The organism is Bradyrhizobium sp. CCBAU 45389 (genome assembly GCF_028128625.1).
GTDB lineage: Bacteria > Pseudomonadota > Alphaproteobacteria > Rhizobiales > Xanthobacteraceae > Bradyrhizobium > Bradyrhizobium liaoningense_B.
Genome location: NZ_LBIY01000096.1, coordinates 76,752 through 100,324 on the forward strand (window position 1 = coordinate 76,752; position 23,573 = coordinate 100,324).

General features: G+C 64.8%; 18 protein-coding genes and 1 pseudogene. 12 read left to right on the forward strand and 7 right to left on the reverse strand.

The features are described from left to right. Positions 1 to 111: 111 nt before the first annotated feature. Positions 112 to 1,839 carry a SulP family inorganic anion transporter gene (locus tag XH79_RS30250; RefSeq protein ID WP_271584000.1) on the reverse strand — a complete coding sequence of 576 codons (1,728 nt, stop codon included), beginning with the start codon at positions 1,837 to 1,839 and terminating at the stop codon, positions 112 to 114. Positions 1,840 to 2,010: 171 nt separating this feature from the next. After that, positions 2,011 to 2,754: an SDR family NAD(P)-dependent oxidoreductase gene (locus tag XH79_RS30255; RefSeq protein ID WP_271584001.1), complete on the reverse strand. Its 744-nt coding sequence runs from the start codon at positions 2,752 to 2,754 to the stop codon at positions 2,011 to 2,013. 149 nt (positions 2,755 to 2,903) lie between these two features. Here XH79_RS30255 and XH79_RS30260 point away from each other — a divergent pair, with 149 nt between their 5' ends. From XH79_RS30260 to XH79_RS30275, 5 genes and pseudogenes are all read left to right on the forward strand, one after another. Further along, positions 2,904 to 3,674: a methyltransferase domain-containing protein gene (locus XH79_RS30260; RefSeq protein ID WP_271584002.1), complete on the forward strand. Its 771-nt coding sequence runs from the start codon at positions 2,904 to 2,906 to the stop codon at positions 3,672 to 3,674. Positions 3,675 to 3,885: 211 nt separating this feature from the next. Beyond that, positions 3,886 to 4,887: a DctP family TRAP transporter solute-binding subunit gene (locus XH79_RS30265; protein ID WP_271584003.1), complete on the forward strand. Its 1,002-nt coding sequence runs from the start codon at positions 3,886 to 3,888 to the stop codon at positions 4,885 to 4,887. Positions 4,888 to 5,156: 269 nt separating this feature from the next. Continuing rightward, positions 5,157 to 5,516 (forward strand): annotated as a pseudogene (locus XH79_RS43155) (TRAP transporter small permease); the annotation flags it as partial. 210 nt (positions 5,517 to 5,726) lie between these two features. Beyond that, a complete protein-coding gene (locus tag XH79_RS43160; RefSeq protein WP_333938913.1) occupies positions 5,727 to 7,019 on the forward strand; it encodes a TRAP transporter large permease in 1,293 nt (430 codons plus the stop codon). Between the two features lie 256 nt (positions 7,020 to 7,275). After that, positions 7,276 to 9,207 carry an alkyl/aryl-sulfatase gene (locus tag XH79_RS30275; RefSeq protein ID WP_271584004.1) on the forward strand — a complete coding sequence of 644 codons (1,932 nt, stop codon included), beginning with the start codon at positions 7,276 to 7,278 and terminating at the stop codon, positions 9,205 to 9,207. A gap of 176 nt (positions 9,208 to 9,383) precedes the next feature. Here the strand turns inward: XH79_RS30275 and XH79_RS30280 are convergent, their stop codons facing one another. Continuing rightward, complete coding sequence (locus XH79_RS30280) at positions 9,384 to 10,454, reverse strand: glycosyltransferase family 4 protein (RefSeq protein ID WP_212343464.1); 1,071 nt, start codon at positions 10,452 to 10,454, stop codon at positions 9,384 to 9,386. 275 nt (positions 10,455 to 10,729) lie between these two features. Between XH79_RS30280 and XH79_RS30285 the strand changes: the two genes are divergently transcribed. From XH79_RS30285 to XH79_RS30300, 4 genes are read left to right on the forward strand one after another with little or no spacing between them, the layout of a single operon-like run. After that, positions 10,730 to 12,493, forward strand: coding sequence for an ABC transporter ATP-binding protein (locus XH79_RS30285; RefSeq protein ID WP_212343465.1), 1,764 nt, complete (start codon positions 10,730 to 10,732; stop codon positions 12,491 to 12,493). Positions 12,494 to 12,550: 57 nt separating this feature from the next. After that, positions 12,551 to 14,755, forward strand: coding sequence for an amylo-alpha-1,6-glucosidase (locus tag XH79_RS30290; RefSeq protein WP_271584005.1), 2,205 nt, complete (start codon positions 12,551 to 12,553; stop codon positions 14,753 to 14,755). A 23-nt stretch (positions 14,756 to 14,778) separates the two neighbouring features. Then, entirely contained in the window at positions 14,779 to 15,312 is a 534-nt protein-coding gene (locus XH79_RS30295) for a PRC-barrel domain-containing protein (protein ID WP_271584006.1), read from the forward strand. 23 nt (positions 15,313 to 15,335) lie between these two features. Further along, on the forward strand, positions 15,336 to 16,649 hold the full coding sequence (locus XH79_RS30300; RefSeq protein ID WP_271584007.1) for an MFS transporter: 1,314 nt from the start codon (positions 15,336 to 15,338) through the stop codon (positions 16,647 to 16,649). A 38-nt stretch (positions 16,650 to 16,687) separates the two neighbouring features. Here the strand turns inward: XH79_RS30300 and XH79_RS30305 are convergent, their stop codons facing one another. The 4 genes from XH79_RS30305 to fixL all read right to left on the reverse strand — a co-directional run bounded on the left by XH79_RS30305 (position 16,688) and on the right by fixL (position 20,124). Then, entirely contained in the window at positions 16,688 to 17,386 is a 699-nt protein-coding gene (locus XH79_RS30305; RefSeq protein WP_212343469.1) for a helix-turn-helix domain-containing protein, read from the reverse strand. Between the two features lie 103 nt (positions 17,387 to 17,489). Then, complete coding sequence (locus tag XH79_RS30310) at positions 17,490 to 17,912, reverse strand: response regulator transcription factor (protein WP_271584008.1); 423 nt, start codon at positions 17,910 to 17,912, stop codon at positions 17,490 to 17,492. Positions 17,913 to 17,985: 73 nt separating this feature from the next. Then, complete coding sequence (gene fixJ / locus XH79_RS30315) at positions 17,986 to 18,603, reverse strand: response regulator FixJ (RefSeq protein WP_271584009.1); 618 nt, start codon at positions 18,601 to 18,603, stop codon at positions 17,986 to 17,988. 3 nt (positions 18,604 to 18,606) lie between these two features. Next, positions 18,607 to 20,124: a sensor protein FixL gene (fixL, locus tag XH79_RS30320; protein ID WP_271584010.1), complete on the reverse strand. Its 1,518-nt coding sequence runs from the start codon at positions 20,122 to 20,124 to the stop codon at positions 18,607 to 18,609. Positions 20,125 to 20,326: 202 nt separating this feature from the next. On the opposite strand from fixL, the gene XH79_RS30325 reads away from it, so the two are divergent. The 3 genes from XH79_RS30325 to ccoN all read left to right on the forward strand — a co-directional run bounded on the left by XH79_RS30325 (position 20,327) and on the right by ccoN (position 23,565). After that, a complete protein-coding gene (locus XH79_RS30325) occupies positions 20,327 to 21,160 on the forward strand; it encodes a universal stress protein (protein WP_271584011.1) in 834 nt (277 codons plus the stop codon). Positions 21,161 to 21,197: 37 nt separating this feature from the next. After that, on the forward strand, positions 21,198 to 21,623 hold the full coding sequence (locus XH79_RS30330; protein WP_271584012.1) for a CBS domain-containing protein: 426 nt from the start codon (positions 21,198 to 21,200) through the stop codon (positions 21,621 to 21,623). Between the two features lie 292 nt (positions 21,624 to 21,915). Beyond that, positions 21,916 to 23,565 carry a cytochrome-c oxidase, cbb3-type subunit I gene (ccoN, locus tag XH79_RS30335; RefSeq protein WP_212343474.1) on the forward strand — a complete coding sequence of 550 codons (1,650 nt, stop codon included), beginning with the start codon at positions 21,916 to 21,918 and terminating at the stop codon, positions 23,563 to 23,565. Positions 23,566 to 23,573: the final 8 nt, after the last annotated feature.

Here is a 23,573-nt window from a genome sequence, read left to right on the forward strand (position 1 = left end):
GGCGGATCTCTCGTTGAAGTTCGGTCAGCGCGTGGGATAGGTGGAGCACTTGCGAAACCCATCGGGTTTTACGGCGGGCATTGTCGACGGGTTTCGCTGCGCTCCACCATCTTACGAATCAACCTCGACCTGATCCTCCCAGTCCTCCCATTCGACGTTGTTGATTTCCAGGTAGCGCGAGACGGCCGAGCCGATGGTCGGAAAGAACTGGGCCTCGCCGACCTGGGCGTACAGGCCAAAACGCTTCAGCTTGTCCTTCACGGGATCCTTGAGCTCGGCAAAGCAGAGCTCGATGCCCCTGGCGTGCAGCGCCTCGTCCAGTTCGGCAACGGTATCGCATGCGGTGACGTCGACGCTCGTGACCGGCTCGGCGGCGACGACCAGCCAGCGCACGGGTGTTGGCGATTTCTCGATCGCGGCCAGAATTCGCTCCTTGAAGAACTCGGCATTGGCGAAGAACAGCGGCGCATCCCAGCGGAACAGCACCAGTCCGGGGATCAGGCGGGCATCGGGATATCGCGTGATGTCGTGATAGCCCTTGACGCCGTGCGCCCGCCCCAGAATGGCGGAGTGCGGACGCCAGCCGTCCCACAGAAACTCCGCAATGGCCACCGCGATGGCGAGGCCGATTCCCGGGATCGCGCCGAGCACGGCCACGCCCACGAAGCACAGCACCGTCAACCAGAATTCCCAGCGCTGGATCCGGTAGATTCGTTTGAGGTCGCTGATCTCGATCAGGCCGATCGCGGCTGCGATCACCACCGCCGCCAATGCGGCATTCGGCAGGTGCTGCAACAGGTTCGGCGCAAGCAGCAGAAGAAACGCGATAGCGAGCGCGCCGACGACGCTCGTCAGCTGGGTGCGCGCGCCGGCGGCCTCGGCAACGGGCGTACGCGAGGAGCTGCTGCTGATCGGGAAGCCCTGGAAAAAGCCGGTCGCGAGGTTGGCCGCGCCGAGACCCACCATCTCCTGGTTCGGATCGACCTTGTCGCCCAATCGAGCCGCATAGGTTCGCGACAACACGCTGGTGTCGGCGAACGAGACCAGAGCGATGGCGCAGCCGCCGGCCACGACCGAAACCAGATCGCCATAGCCGATCCAGGGAATGGAGAAGGCCGGCAGACCTTGAGGAAGTGGCCCCAAGACCTTCACGCCATGACCAGTTCCGAGATCGAGCAGTGCAACGACAAGGGTCGCGCCCACGACGGCAATCAGGATTCCCGGCAGTCGTTTGCTGTCCTTGAGCAGCAGGATGACCATCAACGTGCCAAGTCCGACTGCGAATGCGACCCAATTTATCTTGCCGTCGGCGATCCCGCTGGCGATCGCCCACAGGTCTCTCAGCGGTCCCTGGCTCTCGATCGAGAAGCCGAGCAGCTTCGGCAGCTGGCTGATCAGGACGGTCAGCGCAATCCCGTTCATGTAGCCGTACCGTATCGGCTTGGAGAGGAGCTCGGTCACGAACCCCAACCGCGCGATGCCCGCCACAATGAGCACAGCTCCTGAAACGAGCGCCATCATGGCGGCAAGCATTGCGGCACGGGCCGGATCACCGCCGGACAACGGAACAATGACGCCGAGGATGACGGCTGCCAGCGCCGAGTCTGGGCCGAGCACGATGATGCGGCTCGGACCGAACACCGCGTAGGCCAGAAGAGGGACGATGGTTGCGTAGAGGCCGTGGATGCCAGGCAGGCCCGACGCCACGGCATAGGCAATTCCGACCGGGACCAGCATGGTCGCCAGCACGAGACCCGCGAAAACATCGTGCCGAAGCCAATCAGCTTCGTAGTGGCGAAGTGTATCGATGCCGGGCACCCAACGCGTCCAACCGCTCACCGCGCTCACTCCAAAGGCCGGTCGTCATGCGGACCGTCACGGCGCAAGTCTAGAACGTCATCATCGACAGCCTTTGCAAATGACCGGCCCTTGACGCAAATCAACGTTGTCGATGCTTCCACTCTTCGGCGACGCAGCAATATTTCGGACGCGCATCAAGAACCTGCGCTCCTAGAACTGATACCGCCGCAAGCCGCCATCCACCGGGATCACCGTGCCCGTGATGTACCGCGCCACCGGTGAGGCCAGGAACACCGCGAGCGCGGCGAGGTCCTCCGGCTCGCCCCAATAGCCGACCGGGATCTCTTCCTCGGCGAAGCGCTCGCGATAGTCAGGCGGATAGTTGCGGCGGATCTGCTCGCTCATGATGCGGCCGGGCGGGATGCAGTTGATGGTGATGCCGTGCTCGCCGATCTCGCGCGACAGGCCCTTGGCCCAGGCGTGGACGGCGGCCTTGGCGGCGAAGGCGGCGTTCAGGCCTTCGGGCTCGGACTTGCCGGTGATGTTGACGATGCGGCCCCATTTGCGCTCGATCATCTGCGGCAGCAGCGCATGCGCGATGCGGCGGTAGCTGGTGAAGTTCAGCGCGATCGCCTCGTCCCATTTGCTGTCGGGGGCATCGACGGGCAGGGGACGGCTGCCGCCGGCATTGTTGACGAGGATGTCGACATGGCCGAGCTCCTTCACCGCGAAGGCGGCGATCCTCTCGGCTGCATCCTTGGCCATCACGTCCTGCTCGAATGGCGTGATCAACCCGGAGCCGACTTCCTTCACCAGCTCGGCAAGCAGGTCGGTGCGCCGCGCCACGCCGACGACGCGCACGCCTTCGGCAGCCAAGCCTTTGGCGATGGCGCGGCCGATGCCGATGCTCGCGCCTGTCACGACAGCGGTTTTCGATGTGAGCCCGAGGTCCATGGTTACACGCTCTCTTATTTGCTTTTGCTCTTGCTTGTTGCTGCTCGTTTCCTGCCCGTCCCGCGGGCCATGCGAATTGCCTGAGCGGGACGAGCAGTGGTAACCAAGAGCCACGTTGAAGGAAACACGAAAAAGAAAAGGCTGGAACGATGGTCTGGGATCCGCAGCAATATCTGAAATTCTCCGGCCACCGGCTCCGGCCCGCCGTCGACCTCCTGATGCGGATTCCCGATTTTGCCCCGCGTGCGATCGCCGATCTCGGGGCCGGCGCCGGCAACGTCACCAAGCTGATCAAGGAGCGCTGGCCGGAGGCGACCGTCACCGGCGTCGAGGGCTCGGCCGAGATGGTTGCCGCCGGCCGCAAGGCCGCGCCTGGCGTGGAATGGTCGCATGAGGACCTCGGCCATTGGCGTCCGGCGCAGCAATATGACTTGATCTATTCCAATGCCGCACTGCACTGGCTGCCCAATCATGCGGCACTCTTCCCGTCAGTGATGGAGAAGGTGAAGCCCGGCGGCATGCTTGCGGTGCAGATGCCGCGCAATTTTCTCGCGCCCTCGCATGTGCTGATCGGCGAGACGGCGCTTGACGGTCCCTGGCGCGCCAAGGTCGAGCATCTCGTCACCCCGCCGCCGGTCGAGGGGCCGGCCTTCTATCACGATCTTCTCGCGCCGATGTCGGCCAATATCGACATCTGGGAGACCGAATATCTGCAAGTGCTGGAAGGCGAGAACCCCGTGAAGGAATGGACCAAGGGCACGTGGCTGACGCGCTATCTCGACGTTCTCGAGGGCGAGGAGAAGGCCGCTTTCGAAGCGGCCTATGGGATGCGTGTCGCGAATGCGTATCCGAAGAATGCGGCGGGGCAGACGCTGTTCCCGTTCCGGCGTCTGTTCATCGTTGCCCAGCGCAGAGGCTGATGGCATTGCCGCAATGCGACATAAGCGCTCGCTGCCGGGGACGGCAGCGGATGCCGGGTTGCGTCACGAGCAGTCGTCAAGATAGCTTGGCTGCGGCAAATTGGGCTTAGGTCTAGTTGTTCGGGTGGCGGATTGCTGCCACTACTGACAATGCCAAACCGGACTGCAAAACAAAAAAGACCCGGTTTTAGAGGTTGTTGGGAGGTTCTTCATGCGCAAGCTGCTCCTTGCGGTTGCCGCCGCGGCCATTCTCGTGGCCCCCGCCATCGCACAGGCCCAGAGCCCTATCGTCATCAAGTTCAGCCACGTCGTCGCCAATGACACGCCGAAGGGCAAGGGCGCGCTGAAGTTCAAGGAACTCGCCGAGAAATACACTGACGGCAAGGTCAAGGTCGAGGTCTACCCCAACTCCACGCTTTACAAGGACAAGGAGGAGATCGAGGCGCTCCAGCTCGGCTCGGTGCATATGCTCGCGCCATCGACCGCGAAATTCGCGCCGCTCGGGATCAAGGAATTCGAGGCGCTCGACCTGCCCTGGCTGTTCAAGGACGATGTGACCTATTCCAATGCGATGAAGGGCACGATCGGCAAGTGGCTGTTCCAGAAGCTCGAGGCCAAGGGCATCACCGGGCTCGCTTATTGGGACAACGGCTTCCACATGGTCTCTGCCAATCGTCCGCTGACGAAGCCGACGGATTTCCAGGGTCTCAAGTTCCGCATCTCGGGATCGAAGGTTGCGGATCAGTATTTCCGCCTGGTGGGCTCGATCCCGCAGATCATGGCGTTCTCCGAAGTCTACCAGGCGCTGCAGACCGGCGTGGTCGACGGCTGCGAGAACACGGCGTCGAACTATCTGACGCAGAAATTCTACGAGGTGCAGAAGGACATCACGGTGTCCTATCACGCCCATCTGCAATATGCCGTCATCGTCAACTCGAAATTCTGGTCGGGCCTGCCGCCTGATATCCGCACCCAGCTCGACAAGGCGATGAACGAGGCGACCGACTACACCAACTCGATCGCGCGCCAGGAGAACGAGGACGCGCTGGCCGAGATCAAGAAGATGGGCAAGACCAATCTGCATTACCTCACCGACGCCGATCGCAAAGCGTGGCAGGAGGCGATGCAGCCGACCTACAAATGGGCGAAGGGCCGGGTCGGGCAGGAAGTGCTCGACCTCGTCGCCAAGGAACTCGACGTCAAGATGAACTGACGGCCGCGCCCTGCTGAGAACAACACCAACGGTCGGGGGTGATCGCACTCCCGGCCGTTTCGCTCTTGAATGGACGAACCAATACCGGGGGGACCAAGTTGCTGCGTGTGCTGAATCGTTTTCTCGATCATCTCGAGGAATGGCTGATCGCGACGTTGATCGCGGCCGCGACGTCGCTCATCTTCGTCGCGGTGCTGCACCGTTACGGCGCGGGACTGTCGATCGATATCGCCAAATGGGCGGAAGCCCGACAGCTGGCCTTCCTCGCCGTGCCCGCGCGCGCCGCGTTCACCTGGCTTGCCTCGCTCGACCTGTCCTGGGCGCAGGAACTCTGCATCTACATGTTCATCTGGATGGCGAAGTTCGGCGCGGCCTATGGCGTGCGGACCGGCATCCATGTCGGCGTCGACGTGCTCGTCAACATCCTTCCCGGCGGGTCGCGCCGGCGCGTCATCACCTTCGGCCTGCTGTGCGGCGCGCTGTTCACCGCCATCGTCGCTTATTTCGGCGCCGCCTTCGTCGGCCAGATGTGGCAGACCGGCCAGCAGTCCAACGACCTCGAAGCACCGATGTGGATGGTGTATCTCACGATCCCGCTCGGCTCCGGCCTGATGTGCTTCCGCTTCCTGCAGGTCGCCTGGGCGTTCTACCGCACCGGCGAGCTGCCACATCACGACATGGCCGGTGTCGAAGGCGTCGAGGCTGATCCGGTTCATCCGGCGCCGGTCACGCGCAGCCAGGTCGTCCGCGACGAGCGCAGCCCGCTCGGCTGGATCCTGATGCTGCTGCCGGTCCTGATCGTCGCCTTGTGCTTCGCGCATGCGGGCCACGTGATCACGCTGCCGCAAGGCCTCCGCGTCGCCATCGTGTTCGCCCTCCTGCTCTCGTTGATGCTCACGGGCATGCCGATCTCGATCGCGCTCGGTCTCACCGTGCTCAGCTTCATGTTCACGCTGACCGACGTGCGCACGGAATCGGTGGCGCTGAAGCTGTTCACCGGCATCGAGAATTTCGAGATCATGGCGATCCCGTTCTTCATCCTCGCCGGAAACTTCCTGACCCATGGCGGCGTGGCGCGGCGGATGATCGCGTTCGCGACCGCGCTGGTCGGTCATTGGTACGGCGGTCTCGCCCTGTCGGGCGTGGTGGCCTGCGCGCTGTTCGCCGCGATCTCCGGCTCGTCGCCGGCCACCGTGGTGGCGATCGGCTCGGTGATCCTGCCCGCCATGGTGGCGCAAGGGTTTCCGAAACGGTTCGGCGCGGGCGTGATCACGACGTCGGGCTCGCTCGGCATTCTCATTCCGCCGTCGATTCCGATGGTGCTCTACGCCGTCTCGACCAACAGCTCGGTCGGCAAGCTGTTCATCGCCGGCATCGTGCCGGGGCTTGCGCTGGCCACGCTGCTCGGCATGACGACGTTCTATCGCGCCTGGCGCAACGACTATCCGCGGATGCCCAAGGCGACCTTGATGGAGCGCCTCGACGCCTTCCGCAAGTCGATCTGGGGCATCCTGCTGATCGTGATCGTGATCGGCGGCATCTACAGCGGCCTGTTCACGCCGACCGAGGCCGCCGCCGTCAGCGCGGTCTACGCCTTCATCGTCGCGGTGTTCATCTACAAGGATCTGAAGCTGCGCGACGTGCCGCGGGTGCTGCTGTCGTCGGCGAACCTCTCGGCGATGCTGCTCTACATCATCACCAATGCCGTGCTGTTCTCGTTCCTGATGACCTACGAGAACGTGCCGCAGGCGCTGGCGCAATGGATGATCGACCAGGGCCTGGGCTGGATCGGCTTCCTGCTGGTCGTCAACCTCTTGCTGCTGCTGGCTGGCAACGTGATGGAGCCATCCTCGATCATCCTGATCATGGCGCCGATCCTGTTTCCGGTCGCAATCAAGCTCGGCATCGACCCCATTCATTTCGGCATCCTGATGACGGTCAACATGGAGGTCGGATTGTGCCATCCGCCCGTCGGCCTCAACCTCTATGTCGCCTCCGGCATCGCCAAGATGGGAATCACCGAGCTCACGGTCGCGGTGTGGCCGTGGCTGCTGACGATGCTGGGATTCCTCGTGGTGGTGACGTATTGGCCGGGCCTGTCGTTGTGGCTGCCGCGGCTGCTGGGGATGTAGCGGCGAACTCTGAAACCCTCTCCCCTTGCGGGAGAGGGTGGATCGCCGCATAGCGCGAGACGGGTGAGGGGTTCTCTCCGCTCGCTCAACTCTCGTCTAGTTCGCGGAGACATGCCCCTCATCCGGCGCTTCGCGCCACCTTCTCCCGCAAGGGGAGAAGGGAAGAGGGCGCCGTTGCTTCTGTCCTTCCGCCAGCGATAGCAATCGACCGCGAGATGCGGTTAGATGATCGCGCCAGGCCGGGAGGAAGCAGAAAATGACAGACGCATCCAGCAACGAACCCAAGGACGCAACGCCGTCGATCATTGCGCAGCATGATGCGATGCTGAACGCGCTGCCGTTTTCCGACACGCGGGATTTCGACGATGCCGCGCGCGGATTCCTCGGCACGATCGACAACGCGGAGATCTCCACGTCGCAAGGCCGGACGGTCTGGAGCCTGAAGCCTTACGGCTTCCTGTCCACTGAGCAGGCGCCGCCCACGGTCAACCCCAGCCTGTGGCGGCAGGCGCGGCTCAACATGCATCATGGGCTGTTCGAGGTGGTGCCCGGCGTCTACCAGGTGCGCGGGCTCGACATCGCCAACATGACGCTGATCGAGGGCGACAGTGGCGTCATCGTCGTGGACACGCTGACGTCGATCGAGGGCGCGCGCGCCGCGCTCAATCTCTACTTCAGGCATCGCGGCTTCAAGCCGGTCGCGGCCGTGATCTTCACGCATACCCACACCGATCACTGGGGCGGCGCGCGCGGCGTGCTGGAGGAGGATGCGCTCGCGACCGGACGCGTGCCGATCATCGCGCCGAACCTGTTCATGGAGCACGCGGTCTCCGAGAACATCATCGCAGGCCCGGCGATGCTGCGCCGGGCGCAGTATCAGTTCGGGCCGTTCCTTGCCAAGGGAACGCGGGGGCAGGTCGACAACGGACTCGGCAAGTCGATGGCGGCAGGCGGCGTTGCGCTGCTGCGACCGACCGATCTGATCATGGCGACCGGCGACAAGCGCGTGATCGACGGCGTCGAATTCGAATTCCAGATGGCGCCGAACAGCGAAGCGCCGGCGGAGATGCACTTCTTCATCCCGCGCTACAGGGTCTTGAACTTAGCTGAGAACTGCACGCACAATTTCCACAATTTGCTGCCGTTCCGCGGCGCCGATGTGCGCGATGCGCTGGCGTGGTCCAAATATCTGGGCGAGGCGCTGCAATTGTGGGACGGCAAGGTGGAGGCGATGTGCGGCCAGCACCACTGGCCGGTGTGGGGAGCTGAGCGCATCGGCACGATGATCCGCCAGCAACGCGATCTCTACAAGTTCGCGCACGACCAGACCATTCGGTTGATGAACCATGGCCTCAACGCCGCCGAGATCGCCGAGACGATCCAGCTGCCGAAGAGCCTGGAGGGCGCCTGGCACGGCCGCGGCTATTACGGCCACATCCGCCACAATGTGAAGGCGATCTACCAGAAATATCTCGGCTGGTACGACGCCAATCCGGTCAATCTCGATCCGCTGCCGCCGGTGGCGTCGGGCAAGAAGTATGTCGAGTATATGGGCGGCGCGGACGCCATCCTCGCGCGGGGACGGGCGGATTTTGACAAGGGCGAATTCCGCTTCGTCGCGCAGGCGCTCGGCCATCTCGTCTTCGCCGAGCCGGACAATGCGGCGGCGCGCAGCCTGCTCGCCGATACGCTGGAGCAGCTCGGCTATGCCGCCGAGAGCTCGACCTGGCGCAACGCCTATCTGTTCGGCGCCCAGGAATTGCGCCAGGGCATGCCGAAGACGCCGCCGCGCCCGCCGATGCCGCGCGAGACGCTGGCCGCATTGCGCACCTCGCAGCTCTGGGACGTGCTCGGCATCCGCCTCAACGGCCCCAAGGCGGAAGGAAAGCACATCGTGCTGAACTGGAGCTTTTCGGACACCGGTGAGACCTTCGTGCTCAATCTGGAGAATTGCGCGCTGACCTATGCCGAGGGCGTGCAGGCGGAAGGCGCGGATGCCAGCTTCACGCTGGCGCGCGCGACGCTCGATGAAGTCATCGCGAAGCTGACGAGCTTTCCGGAGGCGGTCGCTGCCGGCAAGGTCAAGCTGTCGGGCAATCCGATGAAGCTCGCCGAACTGATGGGATTGATGGACGAATTTCCGAGGATGTTCGAGATCGTCGAGCCGAAGCGGGCGGGGGTGGGGTAGGGACCACACATTCAGTGTCGTCCCGGCGAAGGCCGGGACCCATAACCCCAGGGAGAAGTTGTCGGACGAAACTGGTCACTCCGAGTCTTCGCCAAACTACGCCCTGTGGCTATGGGTCCCGGATCGGCGCGCGCTTTGGGCGCGCTTGTCCGGGACGACACCTTTGGGGGGTCTACTTACTCCGCGCTGCTGACCAGCTTGATCCGCGGTGCCTGCTCCTCGGTCAGGCTGCGATAGGCGGCGAGGTAGTCCAGCGCCATCCGCCGCGCCGTGAAGCGCGTCTCGAACTGCTTGCGGATCGCGGCGCGGCTCAGTTGCGGAAGCCGCTTGACGACGCCGGCGGCGCTGATGACGTCCTCGACGACGAAACCGGTCAGGCCCTCGTCGATGATTTCAGGCACCGAGCCGCGATTGAAGGCGATCACCGGCGTTCCGCAGGCCATGGCCTCGATCATCACGAGGCCGAACGGCTCCGGCCAATCGATCGGCAGTAGAAGCGCAAGCGCGCCGCTCAGGAAGTCCGACTTTTCGTGATCGCTGATCTCGCCGATGAACTCCACCAACGGATTGTTCTCGATCATCGGCTTGATCAGCTCGTCATAATAGTCCTGGTCGGCACGATCGACCTTGGCCGCGATCTTCAGCGGGATGCCGCAATGGGTCGCGATCTTGATGGCGCGGTCGACGCCCTTCTCCGGCGCGATGCGGCCGAGCACGGCGAGGTATTCCTGTTTCACCGGCTTCGGCGTCAGCAGGTTCTCCGGCAGGCCGTGGTGGATCGTCGTCACCCAGTTCGCCTGCGGCACCGGCCGCCGCTGCGCGTTCGAGATCGAGATGACAGGCATCTTGGAGAAGGTGTGGAAGACGGGCTGATGCTCCGGCAGGTCGAGCCGGCCGTGCAGCGTGGTCACGAACGGTGTCGGCTGGCGGTGAAACAGCGACCACGGATAGTAATCGAGATGGAAGTGGAGGAAGTCGAACTCCTCGTCGTCACATTTCTGCCGCACGCGCTCCAGGAGCACCATGTGCAGGGCGTTGGGGTCTCGTACGGAACCGTCGAGGCGAAGCGCCCGCGGCCATAATGCATCGAGCTTTGCAGATGTCTGCGAGTCGCCGCTGGCAAACAGCGTCACGTCATGTCCCAGGGCTACCAACTCTTCCGTCAACCAATGCACCACCCGCTCAGTGCCGCCATACAGCTTGGGTGGAACAGCCTCCGTCAACGGAGCTACCTGCGCGATGCGCATCTCACCTTCTCCTCTGCGATCATGGATGTTGAAACCCCCGCCTGTACGGCACCGGCAATGCCAGCGAAGGGAACGTTCCCGCACTTGCGAAGTTCCTTCTCCCGAACGTTACTTATTCGACACGTTGGGCGTTGGTCGCGATGATGCCATGACATCTTCGCAGATCGTCCGCATCCGCATGTCGTGATCACAAGCCCGGGAACCGGGACGAAGCGGTCGATGTTCAAGTCGATCAGTACAAATTGAAAAACCAAAAACGACGGGGCGATAGCCATATGGATCAGCTTTCTGGATACGCGCGCAGGCCATTTGCCTTTGTCTTGCGCTATCTCAGGCGTCGCCTCGCCTCACATCTCGTGATTCTGACCGCGGTCGTGGCGGCCGTTGCCTGCTCCGTGGGCACGCAGTACGGCGTCAAATCCCTGGTCGACAGTCTGTCGGCGGGAACTTCGCATGGCGGCAGTGTATGGCTGGCATTCCTTCTGCTCATGTCACTAATCGCGGCCGACAACTTCCTATGGCGGATCGCGAGCTGGACCGCGAGCTTTACCTTCGTTCGCGTCACCGGCGATCTCAGGCGCGACATCTTTCGCCATCTGACCGGGCACGCGCCCAGCTATTTCTCAGATCGCATGCCCGGCATGCTGACGAGCCGCATCACCGCGACCTCGAACGCGGTGTTCACGGTCGAGAACATGTTCGTCTGGAACGTCCTGCCGCCGTGCATTGCCACAATTGCGGCAATCATGCTGATCGGAACCGTCAGTCCCTACATGGCGCTCGGCCTGATCGTGATCGCCGGCGGCATGGTGATCGCGATGTTCCATCTGGCCGCCGCCGGCAAGCCGCTGCACGACGACTTCGCCGACAAGGCGGCTGTCGTCGACGGCGAGATGATCGACGTCATCAGCAACATGCCGCTGGTCCGCGCCTTCTGCGGCATCAGCCATGAGCATGAGCGGTTCGATGCCACCGTCAATCGCGAGCTCACCGCGCGCGGCCGCAGCCTGCGCTATCTCGAGAAGCTGCGGCTGACCCATGCCGGCGTGACCGTTGTCCTGACCGTGGCGCTGATGGCCTGGGCCATCACGCTCTGGCAGCAGGGTGAGGCAACCACCGGCGACGTCGTGCTGGTATGCACGCTCGGCCTCTCCATCCTCAATGCGACGCGCGATCTGGCGGTGGCGCTGGTCGACGTCACCCAGCACGTCGCGCGGCTGACCGAGGCGATTGCGACGCTTCTGGTTCCGCACGAATTGCGCGACCATCCCGAGGCCGGCCCCCTGGTCAAGAGCGGCGCCGCGATCGCGTTCAACAACGTCACCTTCGGCTATCCCGGCGGTGAGAAGATATTCGAGCGCTTCAGCCTGCGGCTGCAGCCCGGCCAGCGCGTCGGCCTGGTCGGCCACTCCGGCGGCGGCAAGTCGACGCTGTTCACGCTGCTTCAGCGCTTCTACGATGTCGACGAGGGTAGCGTCACCATCGACGGTCAGGACATTTCCAAGGTGACCCAGCTGAGCCTGCGCGAGGCGATCTCGGTGGTGCCGCAGGATATTTCCTTGTTTCATCGCTCGATCCGCGAGAATATCCGGTATGGGCGGCCGAACGCGACCGACGACGAGGTGCTGCGCGCGGCGATCGCGGCGCGCTGCGACTTCGTCGAGAGCCTGCCCGAGGGCCTCGACACCATGGTCGGCGACCGCGGTGTGAAGATGTCCGGCGGCCAGCGCCAGCGCATCGCAATCGCGCGCGCCTTCCTGAAGGACGCGCCGATCCTGCTGCTCGACGAGGCCACGGCCGCGCTCGACAGCGAGTCCGAGGAGGCGATCCGCGAGGCGTTGACACGCCTGATGCGCGGCCGCACCGTGGTTGCGATTGCGCATCGCCTCGCGACCCTGCGCAATTTCGATCGCGTGGTGGTGCTGAAGGCCGGCAGGATCATCGAGGACGGCGCGCCCGACCGCCTGATGCAGGGCCACGGTCCCTACCGTGAGCTGGTGACGCAGGAGATGAGCCGGCTCGCGAAAGTCGCCGCGTAGGCCCGACGGTCGCGTTCGCGTTGGTTGCGTCTCGAAACAAGCGCAGGGGAGCAGCTCATGGCATCCGAAGTCGTCACCAAGTTCGTCTCTGTGACGCGGACCGTGGAGCAGGTCGTGGAGCAGCCCTTCTATATCCCGATGACGGGGCCGTCGGCGCGACCGCGACGCTCGCTCAAGCACGATGACACCTTCATCGTGCTCGACAGTCATGGCGACATCGGCGCATCGGCCGGCGGGCCGGACGGGCTGTTTCACCACGACACCCGTTATCTCGCGCGGCTGGAGCTCGTGCTCGACGATCTCCAGCCGCTGCTGCTCGGCTCCAACCTGCGCGACGACAATTCGGCGCTGACCGTCGATCTCACCAACCCCGACATCTACCGCGAGGGCAGCCTCGTGCTGCAAAAGGACCTGCTGCACATCGTGCGCACGGTCTTCCTGTGGCGCGGCACCGCCTATCAGCGCATCGGCGTGCAGAACCACGGCGACCGGCCTGCCAGCTTCGAGTTGACGCTGCTGTTCGACAACGACTTCGCCGATCTGTTCGAGGTCCGCGGCGAGCGGCGCCCGCGCCGCGGGACCGGTACGAGCCGGTTGCTCGGGCCGACCGACGTGCTGTTCGAATATCGCGGTCTCGACGATTGCGAGCGCACCACGGGTTTGCATTTCGATCCGCGTCCGACGCGGCTTTCGGTCAATGCCGCCACCTGGCAGCTCGAGCTCGATCCGCACCAGTCGAAATCGCTGTTTGTGGCGGCGTCGTGCAACCGGCCGATCGCGGAGAAGCCGGCGCGCTTCTTCAGGGGCCTGCTCGCCCACCGCCGCGAGATGCGGCAGTCGACCATGGGCGCGGCGAGCATCGAGACCTCCAACAACATCTTCAACGAGGTGCTGTGCCAGGCCATGGCCGACCTCAACATGCTGATGACGGAGACGCCGCAGGGCCGCTATCCCTATGCCGGCATTCCCTGGTACTCGACGACCTTCGGGCGCGACGGACTGATCACCGCGCTGCAGATGCTGTGGATCGATCCGCGGATCGCCAAGGGCGTGCTCAGGCGGCTCGCGCATTTCCAGGCCAGGGCGATCGATCCGCTGGCCGATGCCGGGCCCGGAAAGATCCTGCACGAGATGCGCGGCGGCGAGATGGCGGCGCTGCGCGAGGTGCCGTTCGCGCAATATTACGGCAGCGTCGATTCCACCGCGCTGTTCGTGCTGCTCGCCGGCAGCTATTTCGAGCGCACCGGTGACGTGAAGACCCTGATCGAGCTGTGGCCCGCGATCGAGGCGGGGCTCGCCTGGATCGACGGTCCCGGCGATCCCGACCACGACGGCTTCGTCGAATACCAGCGCGCGACGGAGAAGGGGCTGGCCAACCAGGGCTGGAAGGATTCTTACGACGCGATCTTCCATGCCGACGGCCAGCTCGCGGAAGGCAATATCGCGCTCGCGGAGGTCCAGGGCTACGTCTATATGGCGAAGCAGCTGGCGGCGCGGTGCGCGCTGCGCCTCGGCAAGCCGGACCTCGTGCGCAAGTTCGAGGCCGAAGCCAAGGCACTGGCCGAGCGCTTCGAGCAGGCGTTCTGGTGCGAGGAGCTCGGCACCTACGCCCTGGCCCTCGACGGCAAGAAGCGGCCCTGCAAGGTGCGGACCTCCAATGCCGGGCAGGTGCTGTTCAGCGGCATGATCCGGGAGGACCGCGCCCGTCTCGTCGCCGCAGACCTGATGCGGCCGCATTTCTTCTCTGGCTGGGGCATCCGCACCGTCGCTGTCGGCGAGGTGCGCTACAACCCGATGTCCTATCACGACGGCTCGATCTGGCCGCACGACAACGCGCTGATCGCGCTTGGTCTCGCGCGCTACGGCCTCAAGCATTCGGTGGCGCATGTCTTCAAGGGACTGTTCGACGCCGCCACCTATATGGATTTGCGCCGGCTGCCCGAATTGTTCTGCGGTTTCCGGCGCGAGAAGCGGCGCGGCCCGACGCTCTATCCGGTCGCCTGCGCGCCGCAGGCCTGGGCCAGCGCGACGCCGTTCACGCTGCTGGAGGCGGCGCTGGGCATCGAGTTCGACGTGGCGCGCGGCGAGATTCGCCTGCGCAATCCGCATCTGCCGGCGTTCCTGAACGAGGTCATCCTGCACGACCTGCGCCTCGGCGATTCCAGCGTGGATCTGCGCGTCAGCCGCCATGGCGACGACGTCGCGCTGGAGGTGTTGCGCACGCGCGGCCAGATCCAGGTCTCGATCGTGCTGGCGCGCTAGCGGCGCGCGGTGAGGAGGGTGTTATGCGTGCGGCCGGATGGTTAGTCCTGAGCGCGATCGTCGCAGGCCTGACGGTCGCGGTATCCCGCGCTGCGGAGGAGTTGCCTGCAGGGGCTCCGACTGCTCCGCCCAGTGAAGCGAATGCGCCGGCGACGGCTCAGCCGCCGGCTTCCACCGTGCCTGTGACGCCAAAAGATGCCGCGCCGCCGCCGTCGGTCACCATCATCGGCGCGAGCGATGCACATGGCGTGCTCGGCCGCGACGTGCGCAGCGCCGCGGACGAGGACATGGGCCGCATCGTCGATGTCATCGTCGACCGGGACGGGCACGTGCGCGCGGCGGTGATCGATTTCGGCGGCTTCCTCGGCGTCGGCAGCCGCAAGATCGTGGTGGACTGGAACGCGATGCGGTTCGGCAAGATCGCCAACAAGAAGGACAGCATCACGCTGGAACTGACCAAGGCGCAGGTCGCGGCAGCGCCGGAATACAAGGAAGACACGCCGATGGTCGTGCTCGGCGCGTCCGGCAGCCTTCAACCGCTGCAATCGATCCAGTGAGGTGCCGGGAGGGCTGACCGCCTGTGCTGTTGTCCAGGAAGCCGAACCATGCAGATCGCGATGGCCACGTTGAACCGGACAACGTCGCCGCGCCGCCGCCTATGGGCATTCCGGCGCCGTCGCGTCAGAGCCTGCGCGGCCTCGACTGGTTCATCTTCTTCCTCGCCGACGTGCAGACCGGCTTCGGTCCCTTCATCGCGGTCTACCTGACGACGCAGAAATGGACCCAGGTCGAGATCGGCCTCGTGCTGTCGATCGGCGGCATCGTCGCCCTGATCGGACAGATGCCGGGCGGCGCGATCATCGATGCGGCGAAATCCGAGCGGCTGGTCGCAGCGCTCGCGATCGCGACCATCGGCGCCTGCGCGCTCGCCTATGCCGCGATGCCGGTCTTCGCCGTGGTGGTGACGGCCGCCACCCTGCATGCGATGGCGAGCTGCGTGCTGGGGCCGGCGATCGCGGCGATCAGCCTCGGCCTGGTCGGTCCGCTCGCGATCGGAGAGCGGCTCGGCCGCAACGCGCGGTTTGCCTCGCTCGGCAACGGCGTCGCCGCTGCCGTGATGGGCACCGCCGGATATCTACTGTCGAGCCGCTCGGTGTTCCTCGTCACCTTCCTGCTCGCGATCCCGACCCTGATCGCGCTGTCGCGCATCCGCGAGGAGGAGGTCGACATCAGGCGCTGTCACGGCGAGATGCCGCCGGAAGCCGCCGACCGCGGCGACACCAATGTCTGGCATCTGATCCGGCAGCGTCCGCTGATCGTCTTCGCCCTCAGCGTGCTGCTGTTGCAGCTCGCGAATGCGGCGATGATGCCGCTGATGGCGAGCGCGGTGACGGCGCGGTCGAGCCAGTGGGCGACGGTGCTGGTCGCGGCCTGCATCATCGTGCCGCAGGCGATCGTGGCGCTGCTGTCGCCGACCGTCGGGCGCAAGGCGCAAGCCTGGGGCCGCCGGCCGCTGCTGCTGATCGGATTCGGCGCGCTGACGATTCGCGGTCTGCTGTTCGCGACCGTGCGCGATCCCTATCTGCTGGTCGCGGTGCAGGTGTTCGACGGCATCACCGCGGCGGTGTTCGCGGTGATGATTCCGCTGATCGTCGCCGACGTCGCCTTCGGCAGCGGCCATTTCAACCTGGCGCAGGGCATCGTCGGCACTGCGACCGGCATCGGCGCGTCGCTGAGCACGGCGCTCGGCGGCTATGTCAGCGACAAGTTCGGCAACGCCACGGCCTTCATCGGGCTGTCCGGCGTTGCCGCGACGGGGCTGCTGCTGATCCTGCTCGTGATGCCGGAGACCCGGCGCACCGGCATGACCGTGACCAAAGAAATGGCCGGCTGAAGGACTTCGGCCGGCCAAGTAGGCAGGGAGGAAGAAAGTCAGGCGTCGAGATTGTGCAGGCGCTGGCGGTTGCGCAGCACGATCTGGCGGGCGCCGGAGAAGCCGAGAATGCCCTGGGTATGAAGCTGGGACAGCGCACGCGACACGGTCTCGAGCGTGAGGCCGAGATAGTCGCCGATGTCGCGGCGGCACATCGGCAGCGCCATCATGCCGGCAACCGCGAGGCGGCGGTCCATTTCGAGCAGGAAGGTCGCAACGCGCTCCATCGCTGTCTTGCGGCCGAGCAGCAGCATGTGGTCTTCGGCGTGACGCAGCTCGGACGCCGTCATGGCCCAGAGCTTGCGGGCGACCTGCACGTCGGTGCCGGCGGCCTTCTCGAGGCTGGCGCGCTTCACGAGGCGCACATTGGTGTCGATGATGGCCTCGGCGGCGAGGCGGTGGGTGGCGCCGGATTCGAGGCCGAACACGTCGCCGGGAAGATGGAAGGCGCCGATCTGGCGGCGACCGTCGGAGAGAAGCTTGTAGCTGCGCACCGCGCCCGAGACGACCTGGTAGACATATTCGGCAGGCTCGTCCTCGCCATAGATCTCCTCGTCCTTGCGGTAGGAGAACTCGGTGGCGACGAGGCCGACATGGCCGGTGATCGCGCCGAACTGGTCGGAAACGGTGTGGGCAGGGGCAATCTTGCCACCGATCTGGGTGTTGATCGCCGGGGTTTTGAGTGTCTGGGTCAGCATCTGCGCCATCTCCGTTGTGATGGAACATCGCTACCCGCGTTTGCGCAATCCGGAAATTTCGCGCGTTATCTTAAGGACGTTTACCTACGTAGAATCCCGTAGGTCATTTGCCGCGGCGGTCCTGGATGGCCCCGCGGATGCGCTTGACCAGGTTTTCATCGAGAAGCGGCTTCAAAACCACGTCCTTGACGCCCGCGGCCGCCGCCCGGGTCGAGATGTTCTCGTCCGGATAGCCGGTGATCAGGATCACGGGCGTGTCGCTGTCGGACTTGCGCAGGCGGCCGGCGAGGTCGATCCCGTTGATATCGGGCATCTTGTAGTCGATCACATAGCAGTCCGCGCCCGGCGCTCCGGCGGCGTTGAGCAGCGCCGTCGCATTCCTGAAGGTCCGCACCGCGAAGCCGTCGGTTTCCAGCAGGAATCGCAGGGAGCCCAGCACGGCGGCATCGTCGTCGACCACGTAGACAGTGGGCTTTGCCGATGACGCCATCGCGAGTCGCTGAGGGTGCGAGCCAATCTCGATCATTCTGACTGGCTAGCACAGGCGGGCGCAACCGCCTTGACTTGCCTCAAGCCGATTTGCCTCAATCTGCTTCGGCTCAATCGTTGAGCATGCCGGCGCGCATGGCGAGGCGAACCAGCTCCGAGAGAGAGTTGGCCTGCATCTTGGTCATGACGTTGGCCCGGTACACCTCGATGGTGCGCGGGCTGATGTCGTATTCGCGGGCGATCAGCTTGTTGGAAAGACCTGCGATCAGTCCTTCCATCACCTGGCGCTCCCGGGGACTCAAGGACGCGACGCGGGCGGCGATGTCCTGCGCGACGGCCTCGTTCTTGGCCGCCGGCTCGGCCTGGCGGATCGCCGCCTCGATCATCGCGATGAGACGATCGTCCTCGAACGGCTTCTCCAGGAAATCGACCGCCCCGAGCTTCATCGCCTCGACCGCGAGCGGCACGTCGCCGTGCCCGGTCATGATCAGGATGGGGAACGGGCTCTGCTGCGCCTTCATGCGCTTCAGCAGCTCGATGCCGTCGAGGCCCGGCATGCGCACGTCGGAGACGACGCAGCCGAAGGCAAGGCCGGGAAGGGCGTCGATGAAGCTCTGCGCGTTGTCGAACAGCGTGACGCCGAAACCGGCGGAATCCAGCAGGAAATTCAGCGAGTCCCGCATCGCATCGTCGTCATCGATGACGTAGACATGTCCCTTGGTCGTCATGCATCAATTCTCGTCGGCTGCCGGAAGGGTGAAACGGAATGTCGCCCCGCCCGATGTGTTGCTCTCGGCCCACATGCGTCCGCCGTGAGCCTCGATGATCGAGCGGCTGATCGACAGTCCCACGCCCATGCCGGTGTCCTTGGTGGTGAAGAAAGTCTGAAACAGGTTCGGAATGACGTCGTCCTGGAAGCCGGAGCCGGTGTCGGACACCTCGATCTCGATCATGTCGTCGGCGACGCGGGTATTGGTGACGACGAGCTCGCGCCGCGGCGACTGCGCCATCGCCTCCAGCGCGTTGCGGAACAAGTTGACCAAAACCTGCTGGATCTGCACCCGGTCGGCGAGAACGAGATCGGCCCCCGGATCGAGGCTGAAGCGGAGCTGCACATTCTGCTCGCGCGCGCCGGCGAGGCCGAGCGCGCCGGCCTCCTCGATCAGCTTGGACAGGCTCTCGACCCGCTTCTCCGATTCGCCGCGGGAGACGAAGTCGCGCAGGCGCCGGATGATCTGGCCGGCGCGCAGCGCCTGCTCGGCGGCACGGTCGAGCGCGCTTTCCACCTTCGGCGTGTTCGGATCGACGCTGCCGGCCAGCAGCCGCCGCGAGCCCTTCATGTAGTTGCTGATCGCCGCCAGCGGCTGGTTGAGCTCGTGCGCGAGCGCGGACGCCATCTCGCCCATGGCGCTCAGCCTGGAGACGTGGACGAGCTCGGATTGCAGCTCCTGGAGCCGCGCCTGGGTCTGCTGGTGCTCGGTGAGATCGCGGACGAAGCCGGTGAAATAGGGCTCGCCGCCGGACTGCATCTCGCCGATCGAGAGGTGCATCGGGAAGGTGGTGCCGTCGCGGCGCCTGCCGGTCACGATGCGGCCGATGCCGATGATGTGGGGATCGCTGGTGGTGCGGTAGCGCGCAATGTAGCTGTCATGCCGGGAGCGATCGGGTTCCGGCATCAGGATGCTGACGTTCTGGCCGATCGCCTCATGCTCGGACCAGCCGAACAGGCGCTCGGCGGCGGTGCTGAACAGCTGGATGATGCCGTGGCCGTCGATGACGATCATGGCGTCGGGGATGGTGTGGAGGATCGAGCGGAGGTGGGTCTCGCGGGTCCGGAGCGCGCTCTCGACCTGCTTCTCCTCGTCGATATCGAGGAAGATGCCGCTGAGATGGCGGGCCGTGCCGGCTTCATCCCGAATGAGGCCGGCGCGGGCGCGAATCCACTGTCCTCCGTTGGCGGCGCCCGCCACCTTGAAGGAGACGTCGAAGCCGCCGCCGCGTTCGCTGACGTGCTTGATCGCGCTTTCGACGCGGTCGCGATCCCGGGGCTCGAGCCGCGACAGGAAGAGCTCGTAGCTCGCCGGCTGGTCCTGCGCGATGCCAAGCAGGTTCCTGGCGGTGTCCGACCAGTCCAGTTCCCGCGTTGCGAGGTCGAGATCCCAAGTGCCGACGCCGAATCCCTCGATCCGGACCCGGAAATGCTCGCCGCGACTATCGTCCGGCGGATGCGTTACGCGGGTCGGCGACAATCGACGGCTCCCATTTTGGTGCGGCGGGCAAGCGAGACATGAGGGCAATTTCGCCCATGGCCGGGCCGGAGGCAAGTTCGGATGTCTGATTCCATTGCCGGATTTCCCGCAACCCGGCACCCGGCAATTTGATCTACCTCATCCTGCCTTGCCGCGGCGAGGCTAGATTTCGCGCCAGTTCATTGCCGTGCGGAGAATCCCGATGACATACGCGACCGTGATGGTCAGCCTGGCGCTCGATCAATCCAACGAGGCGCGTCTTCAGGTCGCGGGCGAGCTCGCCGAGCGATTCGAAGCCGCCATCGTCGGTGTTGCCGCGGCGCAGTTCACCCCGCCGCTCTATTTCACCGATGGCGCCGAGGCCCAGCGGCTGATCGAGGAGGGCGAAGCGTCCGTCAAGCGGCGCCTGGCGGGTCTCGAGGCGCAATTCCGCGCCGCGACGAAGAATCGCGGCGGGCACGTGGAGTGGCGCAGTGCCCTGGATTTTCCGGCGCGCTTTGCGCTGGCGCAGGCGCGCTGCGCCGACATCGTCGTCAGTGGCGGACAGAGCCCGGCCTTCTCCGACGCGTTCGCGCTGGCAAGCCCCAGGGATCTGGTGATGCAGGTCGGCCGTCCGCTTCTCGTCGCGCCCGATCGGGTCAACTGGCTCGATCTGCGCAGCGTGCTGGTGGCGTGGAAGGATACGGCGGAGGCGCGGCGGGCGGTGGCGGATTCGCTGCCGATGCTGCGCAAGGCGAGGGACGTCACCATCGTCGAGATTCCGGAGCAGGGCGACGACCGTTCGAGCGTGATGGCCGGCGTCACCGACGTCGCCGCCTGGCTCGCCCGTCACGGCATCACCGCGACCGCGCGCGTCTCGGAGGCCGCGCGGAACGAACCCGCCGCCGTGCAATTGGAGAAGGTCGCCGGCGACGTCGGCGCCGGGCTGATCGTCGCGGGCGCCTACGGTCATTCGAGGTTCCGTGAGCTGGTCCTGGGCGGCGTCACCCAGTATCTGGTCACGCAATCCACGCGTTGCGTGCTGCTGTCGCACTGACGGCCGGTCGGCCATAGCGAGTTGAGGAGGACGCGCCGTGTACAGATTTCTCGAGCAGACCGCCAGTAGCTACATGACGCGCAACGTCAAGACGGTGCAGCGCGACCGCAACATGCTCGAGCTCAGCGAGATGTTCGAGCGCGACGATTTCAACTCCTATCCGGTCGAGGACGACGGACAGATCGTCGGCATCGTCACCAAGTTCGACATCCTGAAGTGCTTCGCCTTCACCCCGAACCAGATGCTGCCGCGCTATCACGACCTGATGAGCCGCAAGATCGGCGATGTCATGACGCCGGAGTTCATCTATGTCAGTCCCGACACGCGCCTGACGCGCGTGCTCCAGATCATGGTCGAGCACCGCATCCGGAGCATCATCGTGCTCGACGGCGCGCAGAAGCTGGTCGGAATCATCGCCCGCGAGGACGTCATCAAGGCGCTCAAGGCCACGGCAAGGGACTGACGTCGAGCCGGCGGCTCCGCAGTCGTAGGGTGGGCAAAGCGAAGCGTGCCCACCCTGTCTGTCGCGGTGTCGGATAGATGGTGGGCACGGCGCAAGTGCGCCTTTGCCCACCCTACGATTCTGGACTCGCGCAGCCAACCCCTCACCCAAGTGAGTTTGCCGCGCCAAGGGGAGAGGGCGCATCGACTGGCAGCGTCTCACATTAACAGAAATCCATTTGTCTTGATTTCAATCAATTCCCCGCGAGGGTGAATGTGGTTTCTGGCCCCGTGTTCTTTCAGAGAGAATCCGCATGAGCCAGCCCTCCATCTCCAAATCCATGACTATCGGTGAAAGCGGCCTGGCTGTTGTGTTCGCAGCCACCGCGTTCCTCTGCGTGGTTGCCTCGGCCAAGGCGCTCGACGCGCCGTTCGCCTTCCATGCCGCGCTCAGCGCGGCGGCGAGCCTGGCAGCGGTGTTCTGCATCATCAACCGCTACTTCGAGCGCCCGGCGGCGCTGCCGCCGGCGGAGATCAACGGCCGTCCCAACTACAACATGGGGCCGATCAAGTTCTCCTCGTTCATGGCGATGTTCTGGGGCATCGCGGGCTTCCTCGTCGGTCTCATCATCGCCTCGCAACTGGCCTGGCCCGCGCTCAACTTCGATCTGCCCTGGATCCAGTTCGGTCGGTTGCGGCCGCTGCACACCTCGGCCGTGATCTTCGCCTTCGGCGGCAACGTGCTGATCGCGAGCTCCTTCTACGTCGTGCAGAAGTCCTGCCGCGTTCGCCTCGCCGGCGACCTCGCGCCCTGGTTCGTCGTGCTCGGCTACAACTTCTTCATCCTGGTCGCGGGCACGGGCTATCTGCTCGGCGTCACCCAGTCGAAGGAATATGCCGAGCCGGAATGGTACGCGGACCTGTGGCTGACCATCGTCTGGGTGGTCTATCTGCTCGTCTTCCTCGTCACGATCATCAAGCGCAAGGAACCGCACATCTTCGTCGCGAACTGGTTCTATCTCGCCTTCATCGTGACGATCGCGGTGCTGCATCTCGGCAACAACCCGGCGCTTCCCGTCTCGGTGTTCGGCTCCAAGTCCTACGTCGCCTGGGGCGGCATCCAGGATGCGATGTTCCAGTGGTGGTACGGCCATAACGCGGTCGGCTTCTTCCTGACCGCCGGCTTCCTCGCCATCATGTACTACTTCATTCCGAAGCGCGCCGACCGGCCGATCTATTCCTACCGGCTCTCGATCATTCACTTCTGGTCGCTGATCTTCCTCTACATCTGGGCCGGCCCGCACCATCTGCACTACACGGCGCTGCCCGACTGGACCCAGACGCTCGGCATGACCTTCTCGATCATGCTGTGGATGCCCTCCTGGGGCGGCATGATCAACGGCCTGATGACGCTGTCGGGCGCCTGGGACAAGTTGCGCACCGATCCCGTGCTGCGCATGCTGGTGGTCTCCGTCGCCTTCTACGGCATGTCGACCTTCGAAGGCCCGATGATGTCGATCAAGGTGGTCAACTCGCTCAGCCACTACACCGACTGGACCATCGGCCACGTCCACTCCGGCGCGCTCGGCTGGGTCGGCTTCGTCTCCTTCGGCGCGCTGTACTGCCTGGTGCCGTGGGCCTGGAATCGCAAGGGGCTCTACAGCCTGAAGCTCGTCAACTGGCACTTCTGGGTCGCCACGCTCGGCATCGTTCTCTACATCTCGGCGATGTGGGTGTCCGGCATCCTCCAGGGCCTGATGTGGCGCGCCTACACTTCGCTCGGCTTCCTCGAATATTCCTTCATCGAGACCGTCGAGGCGATGCATCCCTTCTACATCATCCGCGCCGCAGGCGGTGGCCTGTTCCTGATCGGCTCGCTGATCATGGCCTACAATCTCTGGATGACCGTTCGCACGGGCGAAGCGGAAGTCCAGATGCCCGTCGCTCTCCAGCCGGCGGAATGAGGAGTTTT